The organism is Chitinophaga sp. (assembly GCF_035761305.1).
In the GTDB taxonomy this organism is placed as follows: Bacteria; Bacteroidota; Bacteroidia; order Chitinophagales; family Chitinophagaceae; genus Chitinophaga.
In genome coordinates this window covers 14409-32975 of the sequence record NZ_DASTRI010000165.1, presented here as the reverse complement: position 1 = coordinate 32975, position 18567 = coordinate 14409, and the positions used below count along the sequence as shown (strand labels likewise).

Annotated in this window: 13 protein-coding genes; 11 read left to right on the top strand and 2 right to left on the bottom strand. The window is 51.9% G+C overall.

The genetic code is table 11. The features are described 5' to 3' along the window. Window positions 1-394, bottom strand: a 394-nt coding sequence (locus VFS25_RS14275; protein ID WP_326462832.1) for a TolC family protein, incomplete at its 3' end; no start/stop codon positions are given. Window positions 395-732: 338 nt separating this feature from the next. Here VFS25_RS14275 and VFS25_RS14270 point away from each other — a divergent pair. Together VFS25_RS14270 and VFS25_RS14265 are read left to right on the top strand one after the other, a co-directional pair. Further along, on the top strand, window positions 733-1245 hold the full coding sequence (locus VFS25_RS14270; RefSeq protein WP_326462831.1) for a hypothetical protein: 513 nt from the start codon (window positions 733-735) through the stop codon (window positions 1243-1245). A 131-nt stretch (window positions 1246-1376) separates the two neighbouring features. After that, window positions 1377-1628 (top strand): hypothetical protein, encoded by a 252-nt coding sequence (locus tag VFS25_RS14265; RefSeq protein WP_326462830.1) that lies wholly within the window; start codon window positions 1377-1379, stop codon window positions 1626-1628. Window positions 1629-1839: 211 nt separating this feature from the next. Here the strand turns inward: VFS25_RS14265 and VFS25_RS14260 are convergent, their stop codons facing one another. Continuing rightward, complete coding sequence (locus VFS25_RS14260) at window positions 1840-2712, bottom strand: AraC family transcriptional regulator (protein WP_326462829.1); 873 nt, start codon at window positions 2710-2712, stop codon at window positions 1840-1842. Window positions 2713-3039: 327 nt separating this feature from the next. Here VFS25_RS14260 and VFS25_RS14255 point away from each other — a divergent pair, with 327 nt between their 5' ends. From VFS25_RS14255 to VFS25_RS14215, 9 genes are all read left to right on the top strand, one after another. Beyond that, window positions 3040-4281, top strand: a complete 1242-nt coding sequence (locus VFS25_RS14255) for a DUF6786 family protein (protein WP_326462828.1) — start codon at window positions 3040-3042, stop codon at window positions 4279-4281. A gap of 17 nt (window positions 4282-4298) precedes the next feature. Then, window positions 4299-5153, top strand: a complete 855-nt coding sequence (locus VFS25_RS14250) for a fumarylacetoacetate hydrolase family protein (protein WP_326462827.1) — start codon at window positions 4299-4301, stop codon at window positions 5151-5153. A gap of 272 nt (window positions 5154-5425) precedes the next feature. Next, on the top strand, window positions 5426-8512 hold the full coding sequence (locus VFS25_RS14245; protein WP_326462826.1) for a TonB-dependent receptor: 3087 nt from the start codon (window positions 5426-5428) through the stop codon (window positions 8510-8512). A 26-nt stretch (window positions 8513-8538) separates the two neighbouring features. After that, complete coding sequence (locus VFS25_RS14240) at window positions 8539-10002, top strand: RagB/SusD family nutrient uptake outer membrane protein (protein WP_326462825.1); 1464 nt, start codon at window positions 8539-8541, stop codon at window positions 10000-10002. A 340-nt stretch (window positions 10003-10342) separates the two neighbouring features. Beyond that, a complete protein-coding gene (locus tag VFS25_RS14235) occupies window positions 10343-12268 on the top strand; it encodes a glycoside hydrolase family 97 protein (protein ID WP_326462824.1) in 1926 nt (641 codons plus the stop codon). Window positions 12269-12294: 26 nt separating this feature from the next. Then, the gene (locus VFS25_RS14230; protein WP_326462823.1) at window positions 12295-14265 is read left to right on the top strand and encodes an alpha-L-arabinofuranosidase C-terminal domain-containing protein; all 1971 of its coding nucleotides are present in this window, start codon (window positions 12295-12297) and stop codon (window positions 14263-14265) included. Between the two features lie 86 nt (window positions 14266-14351). After that, a complete protein-coding gene (locus tag VFS25_RS14225; RefSeq protein ID WP_326462822.1) occupies window positions 14352-14612 on the top strand; it encodes a hypothetical protein in 261 nt (86 codons plus the stop codon). Window positions 14613-15062: 450 nt separating this feature from the next. After that, the gene (locus VFS25_RS14220; RefSeq protein ID WP_326462821.1) at window positions 15063-17297 is read left to right on the top strand and encodes a hypothetical protein; all 2235 of its coding nucleotides are present in this window, start codon (window positions 15063-15065) and stop codon (window positions 17295-17297) included. Window positions 17298-17587: 290 nt separating this feature from the next. Continuing rightward, window positions 17588-18565, top strand: coding sequence for a terpene synthase family protein (locus VFS25_RS14215; RefSeq protein ID WP_326462820.1), 978 nt, complete (start codon window positions 17588-17590; stop codon window positions 18563-18565). The last annotated feature ends 2 nt before the right edge of the window (window positions 18566-18567 follow it).

The following is an 18567-nucleotide window of genomic DNA, read 5'->3' as shown; positions in this document are numbered from 1 at the left end:
GCAGCAGCAGGTTCTTTTCCCTGATGTCGTTACGGATGTAGCCGCCCTGGTACAGCACCCATGAAGAGTTGAGCGCATAGTTGCTGGCCAGGCTGGACTGCGTTTGAAAACCGCCTACTACGGGATTGGTATTCCTGGAATTGGTAAAAGATTGTGTAACCGTGCCGTCCAGGCTGGGGAGGCGTGCTGCCCTGGATTGTAGCAGATCCTGCTCGCTGGTGGCCTGGTTTAAGCGCAGGCTGTTGAGCTGTATATTGTGCCGGCGTGCATAATCAAGGCACTGCTGCAGGCTCCATTTATCCGGCAAACCGGCCGTGTTAATGGTGTCCTGCGCCAGCAGGGGCGGGGCGCCGGCGGTCCATAAGACCGCCAGTAAAACGATGATCCTGTTCATGGTATATCCTGTTCGTAATATATTCAACCGGGGGTAAATAAATAATGGATAACAGGAAACAGCCGCATCATGCAAATAACCTGCACTTTTTAAACCAGACCGTGTTTTGTTAGTAGTATTTAACAGTTGTTAACAGTACTTAACAGGCACTGTCGGCGGTGGTAAAACATGGCGGCCGGCTGCGTTATAAAGACCAGCCGCTACCCGGATGGTTTAATGGGTTAACACTTAATAACATAGAATGGTTGTATGCCGTATACGCTTTCATAACTTTATAAAATAATTATTTACATTTACGTAAAATTTATAATAACCTTTTCCTGAACAAAACCACTCAGATGAAAAAGATCCTTTCTATGATAACTGGCGTGCTGCTGGTGCTGTGTATGACCAGCGGCATTTCTAAAGCGCAATTGAAAAGATTTAGTATTGGTCCTTTCGTGGAAGCCGGCTTCCCGGTTGGGGACATGAAAGACATGTACAACACCGGCTATGGTATCGGTGTGGGAGCGGATATTAAACTGATAGGCGGTTTGGGTGTAACCGGCTCCGTTAGTTATATGCGCTTTGGCGGCAAGTCGTTTGAGGTATCGCCGGGTGTTAACGCAAAATACGATGCATTATCTGCCGTACCGGTACGTGTAGGCATCAAGTACAAGTTCATTCCGCTGCTGTACGTGAAGGTAGAGGGCGGCGCAGCTAACCTTACCGGTGGCGATGGCACAGCTGCTATCTTTGCCCCGGGCATTGGCCTGCGCGTACTAGGCTTTGACCTTGAAGCCAAATACGAATCCTGGTTTAAAGATGGCCACCTGGGTTTCTGGGGCCTGAAAGCCGGCTGGAATTTCTAGGATAAGATAGTCTGTGATGGATAGTCCATGATCGGCAGCCGGCTATGGCTGCGGGTCATGGATTTTTTCATGAGAGGGGAGTTTTGGCAAGGTAAGGCGAATTTTGTATCTCTATAACAAACAGGTTGATTATGCGCAGTAACCTTCAGGCCAGGAAGATCAATTTCATTCAAAACTTCTTATGTATTCAGAATGAGGCGGTTATACGCCGGTTTAAAAACATGCTGCGCATGGAGCAATCCAAATTAACAGCAGAAGACCTGTCATATCCTATGTCATTAGAAGAGCTTAATACTGTTATAGATCAGGCAGAAAAAGATGATCGAAACGGGCGTTTAACCAGCGCCAATGATCTAAAGAAAGAGATTGACAATTGGGAATAAAAGTATTATGGACCCATACTGCACAAAACCAGCTGAGAGATATTTTTGATTATTACAAGCATAACGCCTTCTCCAAACCCATCCCAGAATAGGTCCTCCTGAGCCCCTTCTTCAACACAGAAGTAAGGAATATCGTTTCCTGGTCAAAGGGCATTACAAGATTATTTACTGGTTAGAGAAAGATATGGTTAAGATAGCTCAGGAAATCTCCCTAACCCTCCCCAACATACCCTTTAAAATACCCTAACGGCGTTTTTCCCGTAATTGCTTTAAACTGCCGGTTAAAATTTGCGAGATTATTGAACCCCGATGAATAGGCCACCTGCGCCATGCTCATATCATTTTCCAGTATCAGCTTACAGGCGTACCCGATCCGCAGCTCAGACAGGAACCGGAAATATGTTTTGGAGGTACGCGTTTTAAAATACCGGCAAAAAGAGTGAGGGCTGATATGTACCGCCCTGGCTACTGTTTCAATACTAATCGGCTGGGTAAAGTTGCTGAAAGTATAATGATAGATCTCGTTGATCTTATCCGTGCGCTGCAGGTTGTATTCCTGTACAAAACCCAGGCTGCTGAGGAAGCTCTTTTCCGGTGTGGCGGCAATCGCTGTCAGCAAATGAATGAGCATGGTAACTTTCTGCGGGCCGCCGGCATGCAGTATTTCCTCCATTTGGGCAGATAGCTGCGCCTTTGCCTGCCCGTGCAGCTGAATGCCCCGGCGGGCCTGTTTCAGCAGCAGCCGTACCGGTTCCATTTCCGGGAGCTGCAAAAAAGTATCTCCCCAGAAGTGCTCATGAAAGTGAATGGCCACGGCTTCAATATGCAGTCCGTTGCCGGCATCAAAATAGTCGGCATCATTGCGCCACATATGCGGAAGGTTGGGGCCCAACAGCACCAGGTCGCCATCTGTAAAACGCTCCATGTGGTCGCCTACCAGTCGCGTGCCGCGTCCCTTGCGGATCAGCGTAAGCTCGGCCTCCGGGTGGTAATGCCAGTGGTTGTACAGGTAGGGCAGCACATCTTCCCGCACGCTAAAGGATTGTCCGCCGTTCACAGCTACTTTGCGGAGGATCGGTTTCATATGTGGAACTGGATTTTGATCTGAAAATATACAATGCGGCGTTTATTAAGCGCTATAGTTGCCAATATAGTATAATTTTTGGCTTGTAAAGGATAATACCGGCATCCAAAAAAACGTCAACTTGCAGGCGGTTAACAACCTGCTGCAATTCCACGTTTGGCCCAAAGCCGTCTGCTCCCTCCGCCGGCGCATACACGGGGTGAATGATAGTAAAACATTTTACCGGGAGCCGTACCTTTCCGTACCTTGTTCTTTATTTTATCATATTACCTGGGGCTTACCCGCTTCAGCATCGTCCGTAATTGAATAATTCGTAATTTAAAATTCATGAAACGCCTGTTCCACGTATGTTTTATTGCTGTTCTTTTTTCCTGCCATCCGGCTGCCAGGCAGCAGGAGCAATCTGCCGGGGCAAATCCGGCCGACAGCGCCGGTACCTTTCAGTACGATGAAAACTTTCTGCACCAGCGGCTTGCCAACCTGGTAACGCTGAAAAGCCGGGACGATAGCAGCATGGTGCTCGTAACCGGCGACTACCAGGCGCGTGTAATGACCAGCACCGCCCGCGGCTACCAGGGTAAAAGCTACGGCTGGATCAACTATAAGCTGATTGATGCGGGTAAATACCAGCCGCACATCAATGCCTATGGCGGCGAAGAACGTTTCTGGCTGGGGCCCGAAGGCGGGCAGTACGCCCTGTTCTTCCCTAAAGGCAAGCCCTTTACTTTCGACACCTGGCAAACCCCCGGCCTTATTGATACGGCAGCGTTTATCATGCAGCAGCAAAGCCAGGATATGGTGAGCTATGCTAAAGAAGCCAGTTTGCAGAACTATGCCGGCGCCAGTTTCCAGGTAGGTATTACCCGCAGCATCACCCTGCTGAACAGGGCCGCTATTGTACAGCAGCTGGGTTTTACATTGCCTGAAAGCGTTGCTTCCGTAGCCTACCGCACAGAAAATACCGTTACCAATAAAGGCAATGCTGCCTGGAAAGAGGGCACCGGCCTTTTATCCATATGGCTCCTGGGCATGTATACGCCCTCAGATAAAGCAGTGATAGTGGCGCCTTTCAGGCCGCTGGCCAATGCCCGTAGCCTTATTCATGATGATTATTTTGGCAAGATACCACCCGGGTATCTTCAAATAAAAGACAGCCTGGTGCTGCTGAAAGCCAATGGCCGGCATCGCGGTAAAATAGGCCTGGCGCCTGAAATTGCCCTGCCCATGACAGGCAGCGTAGATACGGAAACCGGCGCCATTACCCTTATACTTTTCAGCATTAACCCGGATGGGAAATATGTAAATTCAAAATGGGAGCATCAAAAGGAACCCTATAAAGGAGATGTAGCCAACTGCTATAACGACGGCCCCCTGGAAGATGGTTCCCAAATGGGCCCCTTTTACGAGCTGGAGTCATCGTCAGACGCGCGCCCGCTGGCGCCCGGCGCTACCATCACCTACCGGCAAACCACCGTGCACCTGGAAGGCCCGTATGCTACAATGGACTCCCTGGCGCAGCGTTTATGGCATATGCCCATTAACGACATCCGTACCGCATTTCCCGAATAACACCTAAATATATATTCATGAGCTATATCCGTCTTTACAAAACAACGTCTGGCATTATCGCGTATTACAACGGGCTTTATTATCACCTGCACACGCATTGGGACCTGCTGGTGAATAGCCCGCACCTGTTCACCAGCCTGCAGGCGGCTATTTCCGTGGCGGCAGCAGCCCCTGATGCAGCGGCTGTCATTAAACAGCAATTGCTGCCGCCTATTGGCGCGCAGGAAATATGGGCGGCAGGCGTTACTTATTACCGCAGCCGCGTAGCGCGCATGGAAGAGTCGGAAGTAGCCGGCGGCGCCACCTTTTATGACATGGTATATGAGGCGGAAAGGCCGGAGCTGTTCTTTAAATCTACCCCTGCCCGCGCAGTAGGCCACGGCCAGCAGGTGTACATCCGTAAAGACTCTACCTGGGATGTGCCGGAACCGGAGCTTACCCTGTTCATTAACAGCTATGGCGGTATACAAGGCTATACCATCGGCAACGATATGAGCTCACGCAGCATAGAAGGAGAAAACCCCCTGTACCTGCCGCAGGCCAAGGTATATGAGAAAAGCGCCGCCATAGGCCCCTGCCTGTATGTGCCGGAAAACCCGCTTCCGCCGGAAACTGAAATACATATGCAGATACTGCGCAACAATGAAGTGCAGTATAAAGATGCCGTACCCATTAGCCAGATGAAACGCAGCCACCAGGAGCTGGCCGGGTATCTGTTCAGAGAATGCGATTTCCCGGATGGCTGCTACCTGATGACAGGCACCTGCCTGGTGCCGGATAACAGCTTTACCCTGCAGGAGAACGATGTGGTAGAAATAACAATTCCTCCCATTGGCACCCTTGTAAATTATGTAGCGGTTAATAAAAAGTAACAGCGGGGAATTAACACAGGGTTAATACAGCATGTTATGTAGGTAAAATGCTATTATATTAGCTTTGCCCGGGGCATTACCTTTAATAAGCCAACTACTTTATGCACATAAAGAAGAACAATGAAGAACAGCACATCGTGTAGTCAATGAATGTGGTGTGTACATTATTTACCAGCCATATCTATTTTTGTGAATAGAGAGAATTGCGGCATTATTCATTTTTCACGATTAGGTCAACTGAATCGTTTTAATCACTTTTTATTTTTCCTGCTATGCAAAAATTTTACACATGGAAGTCTTATTGCTTCCTCTTTTTGCTATGCCTGTGTGTAAACACGGCGCTGGCGCAGCGAACCATTACCGGAAAGGTTACCAGTACTTCAGATAGTACAGGCCTGCCCGGCGTAACCATTACCCTCCAGGGGGCACCGGGCGGCGCGGTTACAGACGCCGCCGGCCGTTTTTCAGTACAGGTGCCTGCCGGCGTACGGGCCCTGAGCTTTTCCTATGTGGGCTACCGCCCGCAAACCTTCACCATTGGCGAGCAGTCTAACATTAACATTGCCCTGGAAGTTGCCAGCAAGGGGTTAAATGAGGTGCTGGTGGTAGGTTATGGTACCCAAACCCGCCGGGATGCTACCGGTACCATTTCTTCTATTAAAGGCGCTGACATTAAGAACCTGCCCGTGAGCGATGCGGCCCAGGCCCTGCAGGGGCGCGCCAGCGGCGTGGATATTGTGCGGTCCGACGGATCGCCCGGTACCACACCCAGCATCCGCATCCGCGGTACCGGCACCATTAATAATGCGGAACCGCTGGTGGTAATTGACGGGGTGCCGGCCGCCGGTATCAATGACGTTAATCCCAACGACATTGCCTCTATGGAAATACTGAAAGATGCATCTTCCTCTGCCATCTACGGTACCCGTGCAGCCAACGGCGTTATTATCATCACCACCAAAAAAGGTAACTACGGCGAAAAGCTGCGGGCTTCGGTAAATGTGTACCGCGGCGTATCGAATGTTATCCGTTACATTCCCCTGCTTACAGCCCCGGAGCTGGCCATGCTGAAAAAAGAGCGCTACACCAACGACGGCGCCGCCGTTGACCCCATCTGGAACGATCCTTACTACTCCACCCAGCGTACCGACTGGCAAAAGGCCATCCTGGGCACAGGTAACGTAACCAATGCCGATGTAAGCCTGCGCGGCGGCAACGCCTCCTCCAGCTATATGTTCAGCGGCGGTTACTATGATGAAAAGGGCCTGGTGGAAAATACCTACTTTAAAAGATATTCCCTGCGTATTAACTCGGAGCATAAAATAGGCAAGCACCTGAAGGTAGGGGAGAACCTGCAGCTCACCTACAAGCAGAACCAGGGTTTTGACACCTACTCTTCCCAAACCGGCCTGCTGTTCAGCGCCCTGCGTTTTAACCCGGCCATACCGGTGCGCAACCCCGATGGCAGCTATGGCTCGTCCAAAGCCAGCAACCAGCTGGGCGACATTAACAACCCGGTATTTACCGCCGAAACTACCGACAGCTGGAATAAGAACTACCGCCTGTTAGGCAATGTATACGCGGAAATAGAGATCATTGACGGGCTAACGCTGCGCGGTAACTATGGCTTTGACGGCAGCATTTACAACCAGTACAGCTTTGTGCCAAAAGTGCTGGATCAAACCCGCACCCGCGACCACGCCGAACTGTGGAACCGCAGCGAAAGCAATAAATCAGAGCTGGGCGAAGTGTTCCTCACCTTTAACCGCCTGTTTGCGCAAAAGCACCGTGTAACCGTAACCGGTGGTTACTCCGTACAAACCTTTAACGGGTATTATTTCCGTGCAGAAAGCTGGGGCCTGAATGATGAAGCCCCGGATCAGCGCGTGCTGGATAACGGTAACGACTATCACGCCATCAACGGTAACTTTAACCCGCAAAGCGCGCTGGCCTCCGGCTTTGTAAGAGGCTTTTACAGCTTTAAGGATAAATACCTGCTAACCGCCACCTTCCGCGCAGATGGTTCCTCCAAATTCCCGGCAGGCAACCGCTGGGGCTATTTCCCCGCATTCTCGCTGGGCTGGCGTATATCAGATGAGAACTTTATTAAGAACAACCTTAATTTTATCTCTAACCTGAAATTAACCGGCGGCTGGGGCCAGCTCGGTAACCAGAACGTAGCGGATTTTCAGTACCTGGCGCCCATTAGCCGCGACCGCCGCTACTCCTTCGGGGAAAATCCGTACACTGGCGTATGGAACTCCCGCCTGGCCAACCCGGACATTACCTGGGAAAAAGCGGAAATGACCAACGTAAGCCTCGAAGCAGGCGTGTTGAATAACCGCCTGAATGCTACCATCACTTACTTCTATAAAACCACGCGCGATATGCTGGTGCCTGCGCCCGAACTGGACGAACACGGCACCGCAGGTATTCCCGACCGTAACATCGGCGAGCTGAATAACAAAGGATGGGAGTTTGAAGTAAGCTACCAGGGCGGTAACAAGGCGTTCAGCTATAACATTGCCGCCAATGCCTCTTTTATCAAAAATACGGTAACAAAGCTGTATGACGAAGGTTCTTTCATCAGCTCTACCTTATACGGCCGCCAGGGCGCGGAAATTTCCCGCACCTACGAAGGGCAGCCGCTGGCCGCTTTTTATGGCTGGAAAACCGGCGGCATTTACCAGAACCAGGCGCAGATAGATAACGACCCGAATATTGCCAATGACCCGCGCCGCGGGGATATTAAGCCCGGCGACGTAATATTTTTGGATGTAGCCGGTGGTGCAAATGGCAAGCCTGATGGCATAGTGGACGAAAACGACCGCACTTTCCTGGGCAGCCCCAATCCTAAAATGACCTACGGCATACAGGCCGGCGCCAACTACAAAGGATTTGACCTTAGCCTGTCGTTCGCAGGCGTGGCCGGCGTTCAGCTGTATAATGCCGACCGCATGCAGGGCATGGACCCCATCTATCCCTACAACATGTATGCAGAAGCGTTAAACCGCTGGCATGGAGAAGGCACCAGCAATACCGTACCGCGTATGACCTTAACCGTAGCCAACCAGAACCTGCGCGTATCGGACCGGTTTGTGGAAAGCGGCAACTACTTTACGCTGCGCAACATAGCCCTGGGCTACACCATCCCCGCAAAGCTCTGGGGCCGCAGCGGCATATCCGATATGCGGATATATGTAGCTGCGCAAAACCTGTTCATCCTTACCAACTATACCGGTTTAACGCCAATGCTTGGCTATAACGGTACCAGCGACGGCAACCGCCAGCGCGGCGTGGATGTAGCAGCCTACCCCCAGGCCAGGAGCTTTACTTTTGGCGGAACGCTTAATTTTTAATTATGAGGCACTTAAAAGAAAAGACTATGCAACGGATAATATATATAGGCATCTGCGCGCTGTTCCTGCTGGCCGCCTCCTGCAATGTGCTGGATGTAAAGCCTAAAGGCAGCTATACCACGGGCAACTACTGGCGCAACCAAAGCGATGCGCTGGATGGTATTACCGGCATCTACAACATTTTGCTGGAAGAAGATTATACCGGCTTTAACGAATTTGTATTTGATAACTGTTCGGACGACCAGATCCGCGGCGGCGACCATGACTACGACCAGGTAATAGAAGAGTTCAAGTACGATCCCTCCACTTACTCCGTAAGGGTTGGCTGGCGCTGGAAATACGAAACCATTAACCGCGCCAACAACGCGCTCATTTACATACCTAAGATCACCGATATTGATCCCGACATCAAGAACCGCTGCCTGGGCGAAGCGCACTTTTTCCGCGCCTTTGCCTACTGGCGCCTGCTGCTGATCTATGGCGAAGCGCCCATTGTTACGGAAGATGATGTGCTGAGCGGCAACTATAACAAACCCAAGGTAAGCGCCGATACCCTGCGCATGCAAATTGAATCAGATTTGCTGCAGGCAGCCGACCTGCTGCCAGAATCCTATGGCGCTGCCGATAAAGGCCGCGTAAGCAAGGGCACTGCCTGGGGCCTGCTGTGTAAGCTGTATATGGAGTGGAATAAGATGGATAAGGCCATTGAGTACGGCACCAAGGTAACCACCAATGCCAACTATGCGCTGGCGCCCAACTATGCCGATAACTTCAGTCCTGCTACAGGTAATAATTCTGAAATGCTGCTGGCCGTGCAAACAGTAGACGGGTGGGGGTATTCAGATTTCATCACCTACCATGCGCCGCGCGCCTGGGGCGGGTGGAGCTTCTTTTACCCGGTGAAGGGCCTGGTAGATGAATATGAAGCCAATGACCCGCGCAAGGCAGTTTGCTTTATGGGCCCCGGCGATAAAGTAGATATTGGTACCGAAGTAGCCACCTACACCGCCGACCTTTCCACCACCGGCCGCCATTACCGCAAGTTCTGCGCCTGGAAGCCCTCCGGCGGTTTAAACTACTCCCTGAAAACGCCGCTGATGCGCTCCGCAGATATTTACCTGCTGGTGGCGGAAGCCAAGATACGCACCATGGGCGCCGGCGCCGGCGATGCGGAGATCAATGCCGTACGCAAGCGCGCATCTGCCGCGCTGCCTGCCGTTTCAGGCGCAGGTATGCCCGCGCTGATGCATGAACGCCGTGTAGAGCTGTGCGGCGAAAACCAGCGCCACCAGGACCTGCTCCGCTGGGATAAAGCCAAGCTGATTGACATTACTACTTATTATAACAAGCCCAAACTGGCCTATGATGGCAGCGTAGTAGAACCGGCGCGTACCTTTGAACGGCCCAAACACTACTACTTCCCCATACCCCAGCAGGAGATAGACCGTAGCAAGGGCGTGCTGATACAAAACCCCGCGTATACAAACTAAATTCAATTACGAATTATCAATTACGAGTTACGAATTACGAATTGTAATGCAGCGAAAGCGCAATTCGTAATTCGTAATTCAATAACACTATCTTATTGCAAACAGCTCCTATTCCCAATGCATTATTTATTTTCAATGGCATTTTCTGCAAAAGCGGAACAGGCAATGCCCCCGCTTCGCGTTTCATAATTCGTAATTCAGTAATTCGTAATTGAATTAAGCCTTCCAATAACACTATTCCTATTACAACACTTCCCCCAATTCGTAATTCGTAATTGATAATTCATAATTGAATTAAGTGTCAATTGTACAAATAATAATCGTATATTAGGGTCGTATCATGAAACGCATCCTTACCATCACCACGTTATGCCTGCAGGCATGCTATAGCCATGCGCAGCTGCCGCAAACTTTTACTATTGCCGGTCCTGACAAACAGCTACAGGTGAAAATATCAGCCACCAAACAACAGCAATGGCAGTACGCCATACAATACAACGGGCAGCCGGTGCTGGCGCCGTCTGCGCTGGGCCTTATGCGTACAGACGGCGACTTTTCAAAAGGCCTTACCCTGGAAGACACAGCAGCCTCCATAATAGCAAACCACTATGTATTGCGCACCGGCAAACGCCGCGAGTGCAACTATATGGCCAATGAGCTTACCCTGCACCTGCGCAATGCAAAGCAGCAGCCCATGGATATTATTTTCCGCGTATCGGATAACGGTGTGGCCTTCCGCTATTTTTTCCCGGACCACGATACTGCCGTAAAAAGTATTACCGCGGAAACCACCTCTTTTCATTTTAATAATACCGCCAAAGCATGGCTGCAGCCCATGAGCGATGCCAAAACAGGGTGGGAGCAGGTGAACCCCTGCTACGAAGAGTATTATAAAAAGGAGATAGCCGTTGGCGCACCGTCGCCCACAAAAAGCGGGTGGGTATTTCCCGCGCTGTTCCGCGCCGGCAATGTATGGGCCCTTATTTCAGAAGCCGCGGTAGATGGGAGCTATTGCGCTTCGCGTTTAAATAATGCAAAGGGAACCGCCTATACCATCGGTTTTCCCGGGCCGCAGGAAGTATTTCCCGGCGGCGGATATTTACCGCAATCGCGCCTGCCCTGGCACACGCCCTGGCGTATTATCGCGGTAGGCCCGCTGGCCGCCATTGCAGCCTCCACGCTGGGCACCGACCTGGCGCCGCCTGCTGTAAAAGGCAGCTTTGATTTTGTAAAACCCGGCAAAGCCGCCTGGAGCTGGGCCCTGCTGAAAGACAACTCCGTTACCTACGCCACGCAAAAGCGTTTTATTGATTATGCCGCCGGTATGCGCTGGGAATATTGCCTCATAGATGTTGACTGGGACACCCGCATCGGGTACGACAGCATACAGCTGCTGGTATCGGCGGCCAGGCAAAAGAACGTAGGCGTATGGCTGTGGTATAACTCCGCAGGCAGCTGGAACACCACGCCTTACCATCCGCGTAGCAAGCTGCTGACGCATGCCGCACGGGAACAGGAGTTCAGCCGCCTGCAAAAGACGGGCGTTGCCGGCGTAAAGATCGACTTCTTCGGCGGCGACGGCCAGTCTATGATACAGTACTACCAGGAGATATTACAGGACGCCGCCGCCCATCATTTAATGGTGAACTTTCACGGCGCCACCCTGCCCAGGGGCTGGCAGCGCACCTATCCCAACCTGGTAACAGCAGAAGCCATAAAGGGCTTTGAATACATCACCTTTGCACAGGAAAACGCCAATGAAGAGCCGGCGCATTGCGCTATGCTGCCCTTTACCCGCAATGCGTTTGACCCGATGGATTTTACGCCCATGTGCCTGTATAAAATACCGGGCATACAACGCGTTACTACCGCTGCCTTTGAGCTGGCCCTGCCTGTAATTTTTCTCTCCGGCGTACAGCACCTTGCCGAAACGCCGGAAGGTATGGCGCATATGCCGCCTTTTATAAAAGCCTTTTTAAGCACGCTGCCTGCAGCCTGGGACGATGTACGTTTTATTGACGGCTATCCCGGCCGCTACGTGGTGCTGGCCCGCAAGGCCGGCCGCAAATGGTACGTAGCCGGTATCAACGCAGGCGCTCCGCGCGCAATAACCTTGCGCCCGGCTGATTTTGGCGGCCGGCGCTGCACCCTGTTCACCGGCGCCGGGGGAGATGAATACTTTACACAGCGCGAATACAACGGCAACGGCACAACGGAAATAAAAATGGGAACCAATGATGGTTTTGTGGCGGTTGTAGAAGAATGATCATTCAAACATTTTAACCTATAGATATGCATTGTAAAAAATTGCTGGCATGCGCCACGTTATTACTCTGTGGTTACATCACATCTGCACAGGTGCAGCTCACTGTACAGGCAGGCAAACCTGTTACCGACGTGCCGCCGCACATGTGGGGCATTTTCTTTGAAGACATCAATTTCGCGGCCGACGGCGGCCTGTATGCCGAAATGGTAAAGAACCGCTCTTTTGAGTTTAACAGCCCGCTCATGGGCTGGAAAGAGGTAAAACAAAACAACGATACCGGCCATATACTCATTGTAAACCGTCAATCCGCCAACACCGCCAACCCGCGTTACGCCGGCATTACCGTTAATGCGCCCAACGGCGGCTATGGCCTGGCAAATGAAGGCTTCCGCGGCATGGGCATTCATAAAGGAGCACAATATAATTTTTCCGTATGGGCCAATGCAGCAAACGGAAAGCAGCTGCAGGCCCGGATAGTGCTGCTGGATGAGAATGGAGCGCCCATAGGCGAAGCTGCTTTAAGCGGCTTCCGTGACGGCTGGCAGGTGTACAAGGCGTCGCTTACCGCTACCGGCGCCGCAGCCAAAGGAAAGCTGCAGCTGCTGTTTAAAGGCCAGGGCAAAATAGATATTGACATGGTATCGCTGTTCCCCGATAATACCTGGAAACACCGGCCCAATGGCCTGCGGGCCGACCTGGCGCAAATGCTGGCCGACCTGCATCCCGGCTTTATCCGTTTTCCCGGTGGCTGTATTGTGGAAGGGCGCGAGCTGGCCACCCGCTACCAGTGGAAAAAAACGGTAGGTAAGCCAGAGGAGCGCACGCTCATCGTAAACCGCTGGAACACCGAGTTTGCACACCGCTCCACGCCGGATTATTTCCAGAGCTTTGGCCTGGGCTTCTTTGAATATTTTCAGCTGGCGGAAGATATAGGCGCTGCGCCGCTGCCCATTCTTAACTGCGGCATGGCCTGCCAGTTCAATACCGGCGAAGTGGCGGCCATGAATGAGCTGGACCCTTACGTGCAGGATGCGCTGGACCTCATTGAATTTGCCAACGGCGATACCACTACCCAATGGGGCGCGCTGCGCGCCCATATGGGCCACCCAGCGCCCTTTCATTTAACCATGATGGGGGTAGGCAATGAGCAATGGGACCCGCAGTATATAGAACGGTACAGGGTTTTTGAAAAGGCTATAAAATCAAAGTACCCGCAGATAAAGCTGGTGTCCAGCGCCGGGCCGTTCTCCAAAGGCCCCATGTTCGATTATTTATGGAAGGAGCTGAAAGATACCCGCGCCGATCTTATTGACGAGCACTACTACATGCCCCCGCAATGGTTTCTTTCCAATGCCGCCCGCTACGATCATTACGACCGCAGCAAAGGCCCAAAGATATTTGCAGGCGAATATGCCGCCCACACCAAGGAAGGCCCGGAAGCAGAAAGCCGCAACACCTGGGGCAGCGCCCTGGCGGAAGCCGCTTTTATGACAGGCCTGGAAAGGAATGCAGATGTGGTGAAGATGGCCTCCTATGCTCCGCTGTTTGCCCATGTGGATGCCTGGCAGTGGCGGCCGGACCTTATCTGGTTCGATAACCTGCGCACAGTAGGCACTCCTAACTATTATGTGCAAAAGCTGTTCTCCGTTAACAAAGGCACACAGGTAGTGCCCATTTTGCGCAACGGCGAAGCGCTGGCCGGTAAAGACAGCCTGTATGCCAGCGCGGTTATTGATGCCAATGCACATACCGTAATCCTGAAAATAGTGAATGCAGGTGCACAGCCCCGGTCCCTGCAAATAGCGTTGCAGGGGGTAAAGGTGCCTAAAGCAGCGCAGGCCGGTCAGCAGGTGCTTACTGCCAGTACAACGACTATTAACACACTGGATCAGCCGCAAAACATAGTGCCGGTTACCCACCAGCTAACCGCCGGCAGCCGGTTTACCGTAAACGCTGCCCCGGCTTCGCTGAATGTTATTACTGTTCCTTACAGGTAGCATAACAGCCTGCTGATCAAGCTGCTGTTCAACGGCTGCAGATGAAACGATGACGGCTAAATACGGCAATTTTTGTAATTTGTAGGATGGAATCATTTATTCTCGATTTTGACCTGCAGGGAGAAAACCATGTAGTTACCGTTGAGCCGCACCATGAGCAGGGGGCTGCCTTTTACCGCGTTTTGATAGATGAAGACCACGCCGTTGATTACTACCGCCGGGAGAATGGGGTGCTTGAACCTGCACCCGGCAGTAAAGTAAACAACGAGCTGGTGAATGCGATTGCCGTACATTTAATGGAGCACCTGAATAAAGGAAACGGGCATGGCTTTAAATCAGTGCCCTGATACCGTTTGCGCCGCGCAGGCATACCGCTCAAACATCAAGCCTGCAGCGGCTTTGGAAGGCCGTCCTGCCGGAAGTGCCGGTTTTGCAAAACCATTTGCTATGAAGGGTTTTCAGGGAGGATGGTATAAGAAAGCGGATAATCATTATAAATTATACGCCTGCAGTGAATGATACCTGCTGCCTGGCGCTCATTATTTCACCGTACATATTGCCCCGGCTCATAATCATATCGGACAGGCTGCTATTGGCAGCAAAATGCCGTCACAGTGCCCAATAATCCCATCTCACCCTATTATTTCCCAGCAGCTTACTGTTTATATCAGCCATGTGTTTTTCATGCCGCCGCCTGCTATGCGGGAGGGTTTTTGCAATACAAAACTCTTGTCCGTATTAGTGAACTCACAATCATTTACATCTCATTAACAAATAACCGTTGTAAATTGCAGAACTTGCACTGGGACCTGTATCCGCTTGAAAAGCAGTTCCTGCAGAACAACAGTTACCCGCATTTTAACCAATACATTTGTGGTGAAACAATGATGCAGAACAACGGATTGAAAAACTTTCTTTTTTTGCTGGAATTGGTGCGTGAGGAGGATATTGATACGCTGGAATATTTATACCGGGGAATACAGGAACGCTACGAACAACAGGCGGAAAATACGCCGGGCGACCTGGAAAAATACCTGCGGCTTTATCCTGTTAAGCTGAAAAGTGCGCGGCAGCTTGCCGCGCAATGGCTGGCCCGTTACCCGCAGTCATATGCAGCGCATATTATTCTTGCCGACTGTATTTTATCCGACGCATATACGAAAAGAGGGGCGCTGCCCGCAGCTGCCGCATCCGTTTACAGTTTAAAAAGTCTTAACGAAGGAATGGACCACGCGGCAGCGTTGCTGGAAACTGCGGTAACGCTTTCTGCAAGGCCCTTTCATGCCTGGTTGTACCTGGGCTATATGAACGCCGTGGACCCCCGCTACGGCACTGCCAGGGAATTTGTGCTGGATGAGCAGGGCGACCTGCACCAGCTGCCTTTCTGGTACAAAAAAGCACTGCAGCTGGAGCCTGAATCCGTTACTTTACGTATAGCCATGCTGGATGCCCTGCGTAAAACACCGCCGGAAATGCACCAGGTAGCTGTTAAGGAAGGCATGCCCCTGTACCAGCGGCCGCCCGATGTATGGTCCGACAGTATGCAGGCATACGCTTACCTTTTGTACAGCGGGCTGCCTGCTCATGCACGTAATGAGGTAAGGGCCGTGTACCGTGGCCATTATGCGTGGTATTGCTGGCTGGGCAAACATGCGCCGTCAGAAGCGCTCACGCATTTTGAAACCATGTACCGTTTGTCGCCGCACCGGGGCGCCCCTGCGCTGGCACGGTTCTATGCCTGCCGTAAGGAGTGGAGTAAAGCCCTGCATTACTTTAAGGAGGCGCTGGCCTACCACCCCGAGAACATTATGCTGATATACGACTACGCCGGCTGCCTTACGGCAGCCAACCCGCATAACCAGCAGGCCGTGGCTTACTACCGCCGCGCTGCCCGTTATGGCCATCCCGCCGCGTGGATGCGCCTGGGCAATATATACCGGAAAGGGCTAAACGCGCAGCCCCGCCACATTTTAAAAACACTGAACTACTACCATACCGCCCTGCAGGAAGGATGCATTGCCGCGGGCGAACAGCTGGTGCAGCTGTACTGGAAAGGGGAGAGCGGCAATACCGCTGTTATTAACCGCCTGAAATCCATCCAGCTGTTAGAGGAAATTGTGCAGCAGGGCAGCGGCTGGGCCTGTGCGCGCCTGGCAGAAATGGAGCTGGAAAAACGGTCGCGTACACACGATTACAGCATTGCTACCCATTATGTGAACCTGGGCATACATTACGGCAGCATGCACTGCTATTACCTGGTAGGCAAGCGCATATATGAAGGCCGCCTGCTGTGGAGAAGCGTGCACCTGGTGCCGGGCTATTTTTTCAAGCCTAACCGGGACGACCGGAAACTGGCGCTGGAATATCTTATGAAAAGCGCATCCCTGGGTTACCTGAAGGCCATGGCGTGCCTGGCACGTTATTTTGATAAAGGGTATGAGGAAGACCGTGATCCTTATGCCGCAGCAGAGTGGTATTGCAAAACCGCCGACCTGGATCTGCAGGATGAGGAAGGTTGCTGCTTTCCCGCGTTCAAAGCTGTTTTTTATGGCGATCATAAAGCCCGTAACCTGAAAGCAGCCGCGCGTTACCTGCACCAGGGCGCCACCGTTGCAGGCTCCGAATGCCAGAACCGCCTGGCCTATGAGCTGCTGAAAGGCACGTTTGCCTATGACAGCAACGGGCACCTGCAGCCGCAGCTGGGCGCCGCCAATAACCATAATATTCGTATAGCCGTGGAGTTATACGAGCGGTCCGCCGCTGTAGGGCATGTAGAGTCTATGTATTGCCTGGCAGCATTTTATGAGCGCAATGCAGTAACCAAGGAAGACCACCTGAAGGCATTCCGCTATTTTCTAATGGCGGCGGAAGCAGGCAAAACCGGTGCGCAGAAAGAGGTGGGCTGCTATTACCTGAACGGCCTGGCCGTGGAAAGAAATGAAACCTATGCCATGTTCTGGCTCAGCATGGCAGCGGACAGCGGGGAGGCCGCGGCGCGCGCCCTGCTTGAAAAAACGTTCAGGAGAATGTAAAATATCAAATGTAAAATGTAGAATGTAAAAGTAAGGGCGGTTATCTCATATGCATTACGTGTATACTTTTACGTTGGTGTGAATTAGCCCGCATTCAAATTTGTAGCCGGCCATGCGCTATCTTCCCGCATCTGTTTAACACCCGCCCCTTAATTATTCATTCTTCATTCTTAATTACAACGGCGCTGCAGCATAATTTCAGTGTAAGCCCGCTATCGGCCGCTATTGCGGCGTTCCCCTCCTTATTGCTCAAATTTAGCTATCTTATCCCCAAACAAAATTTATTTCCTATGGCACTCACGAAAAACTCAATGAGTTATCCGGCATTGTATTGCCCTTTTCCAACCCGTTTAAACCCGTTAGCCGTTCAGGCCGATGCGCATACCGCGCAATGGGTAAAAACATTTAACCTTATTACTTCCGATGCGGTAATGGATCATTACCGGCAGCAGAAGTTCACCTGGATGGTAGCGCGCATGTTTCCCAATGCCGACCTGGAGGCATTGTGCATAGCCGCTGATCTTAACACCCTGCTGTTTGTGCTGGACGACCAGTACGACGTAGCTACCGCCGACACCGAAGCTGTTCGTAACAAAGCGAACTTTGAAATGTTCCTGGAGCAGGTGCGCCGCATACTGGTGCTGCATGAAAGAAAAACCCTGCCGCAGCATGGCCCGGCGCTGGCCGCCATCAGCAATTTCTGGGAGCGCATTTGCCGCCGCAGTACGCCTGCCTGGCAGCAGCGTTTTGCAGAAAGTATGAAGCGCGCTTTTGTGGCCAACCTGTGGCGCATTGAGCTGGTAAAGCAAAACCGCATGCCTGCCGTGGAAGAGTACATGCAGTTCCGGCAGGAGTTTGGCGGCGCCAACTTCTTTGCCGACCTGGTAGAGATTATGGAAGGCATTCAATTGCCGGAGGAAATGCGCTGGCATAGTACCGTGCAAACCCTCATTACCTTGTGCTCAGACACTATTTGCTATGCCAACGACCTTTTTTCCTATAAGAAAGAGCTGGAGCAGGGAGATGAAATGAACCTGGTAATGCTGCTGAAAAACCACGAAGGCCTGCCGCTGGAAGATGCGGTGTTCAAAGCCACACAAATACACGATGGTAAGGTAAAGGAATTTATACAGCTGGCCGCTCATTTGCCGGCATTTGGTGATGCCGCCAACCGCGAGCTGCTGCGCTTTGTGAATGCACTGGCTACGATGATGCGGGGTAATATCGACTGGAGCCGTATGGACACTGCCCGTTACCGCATGGCCTGAGC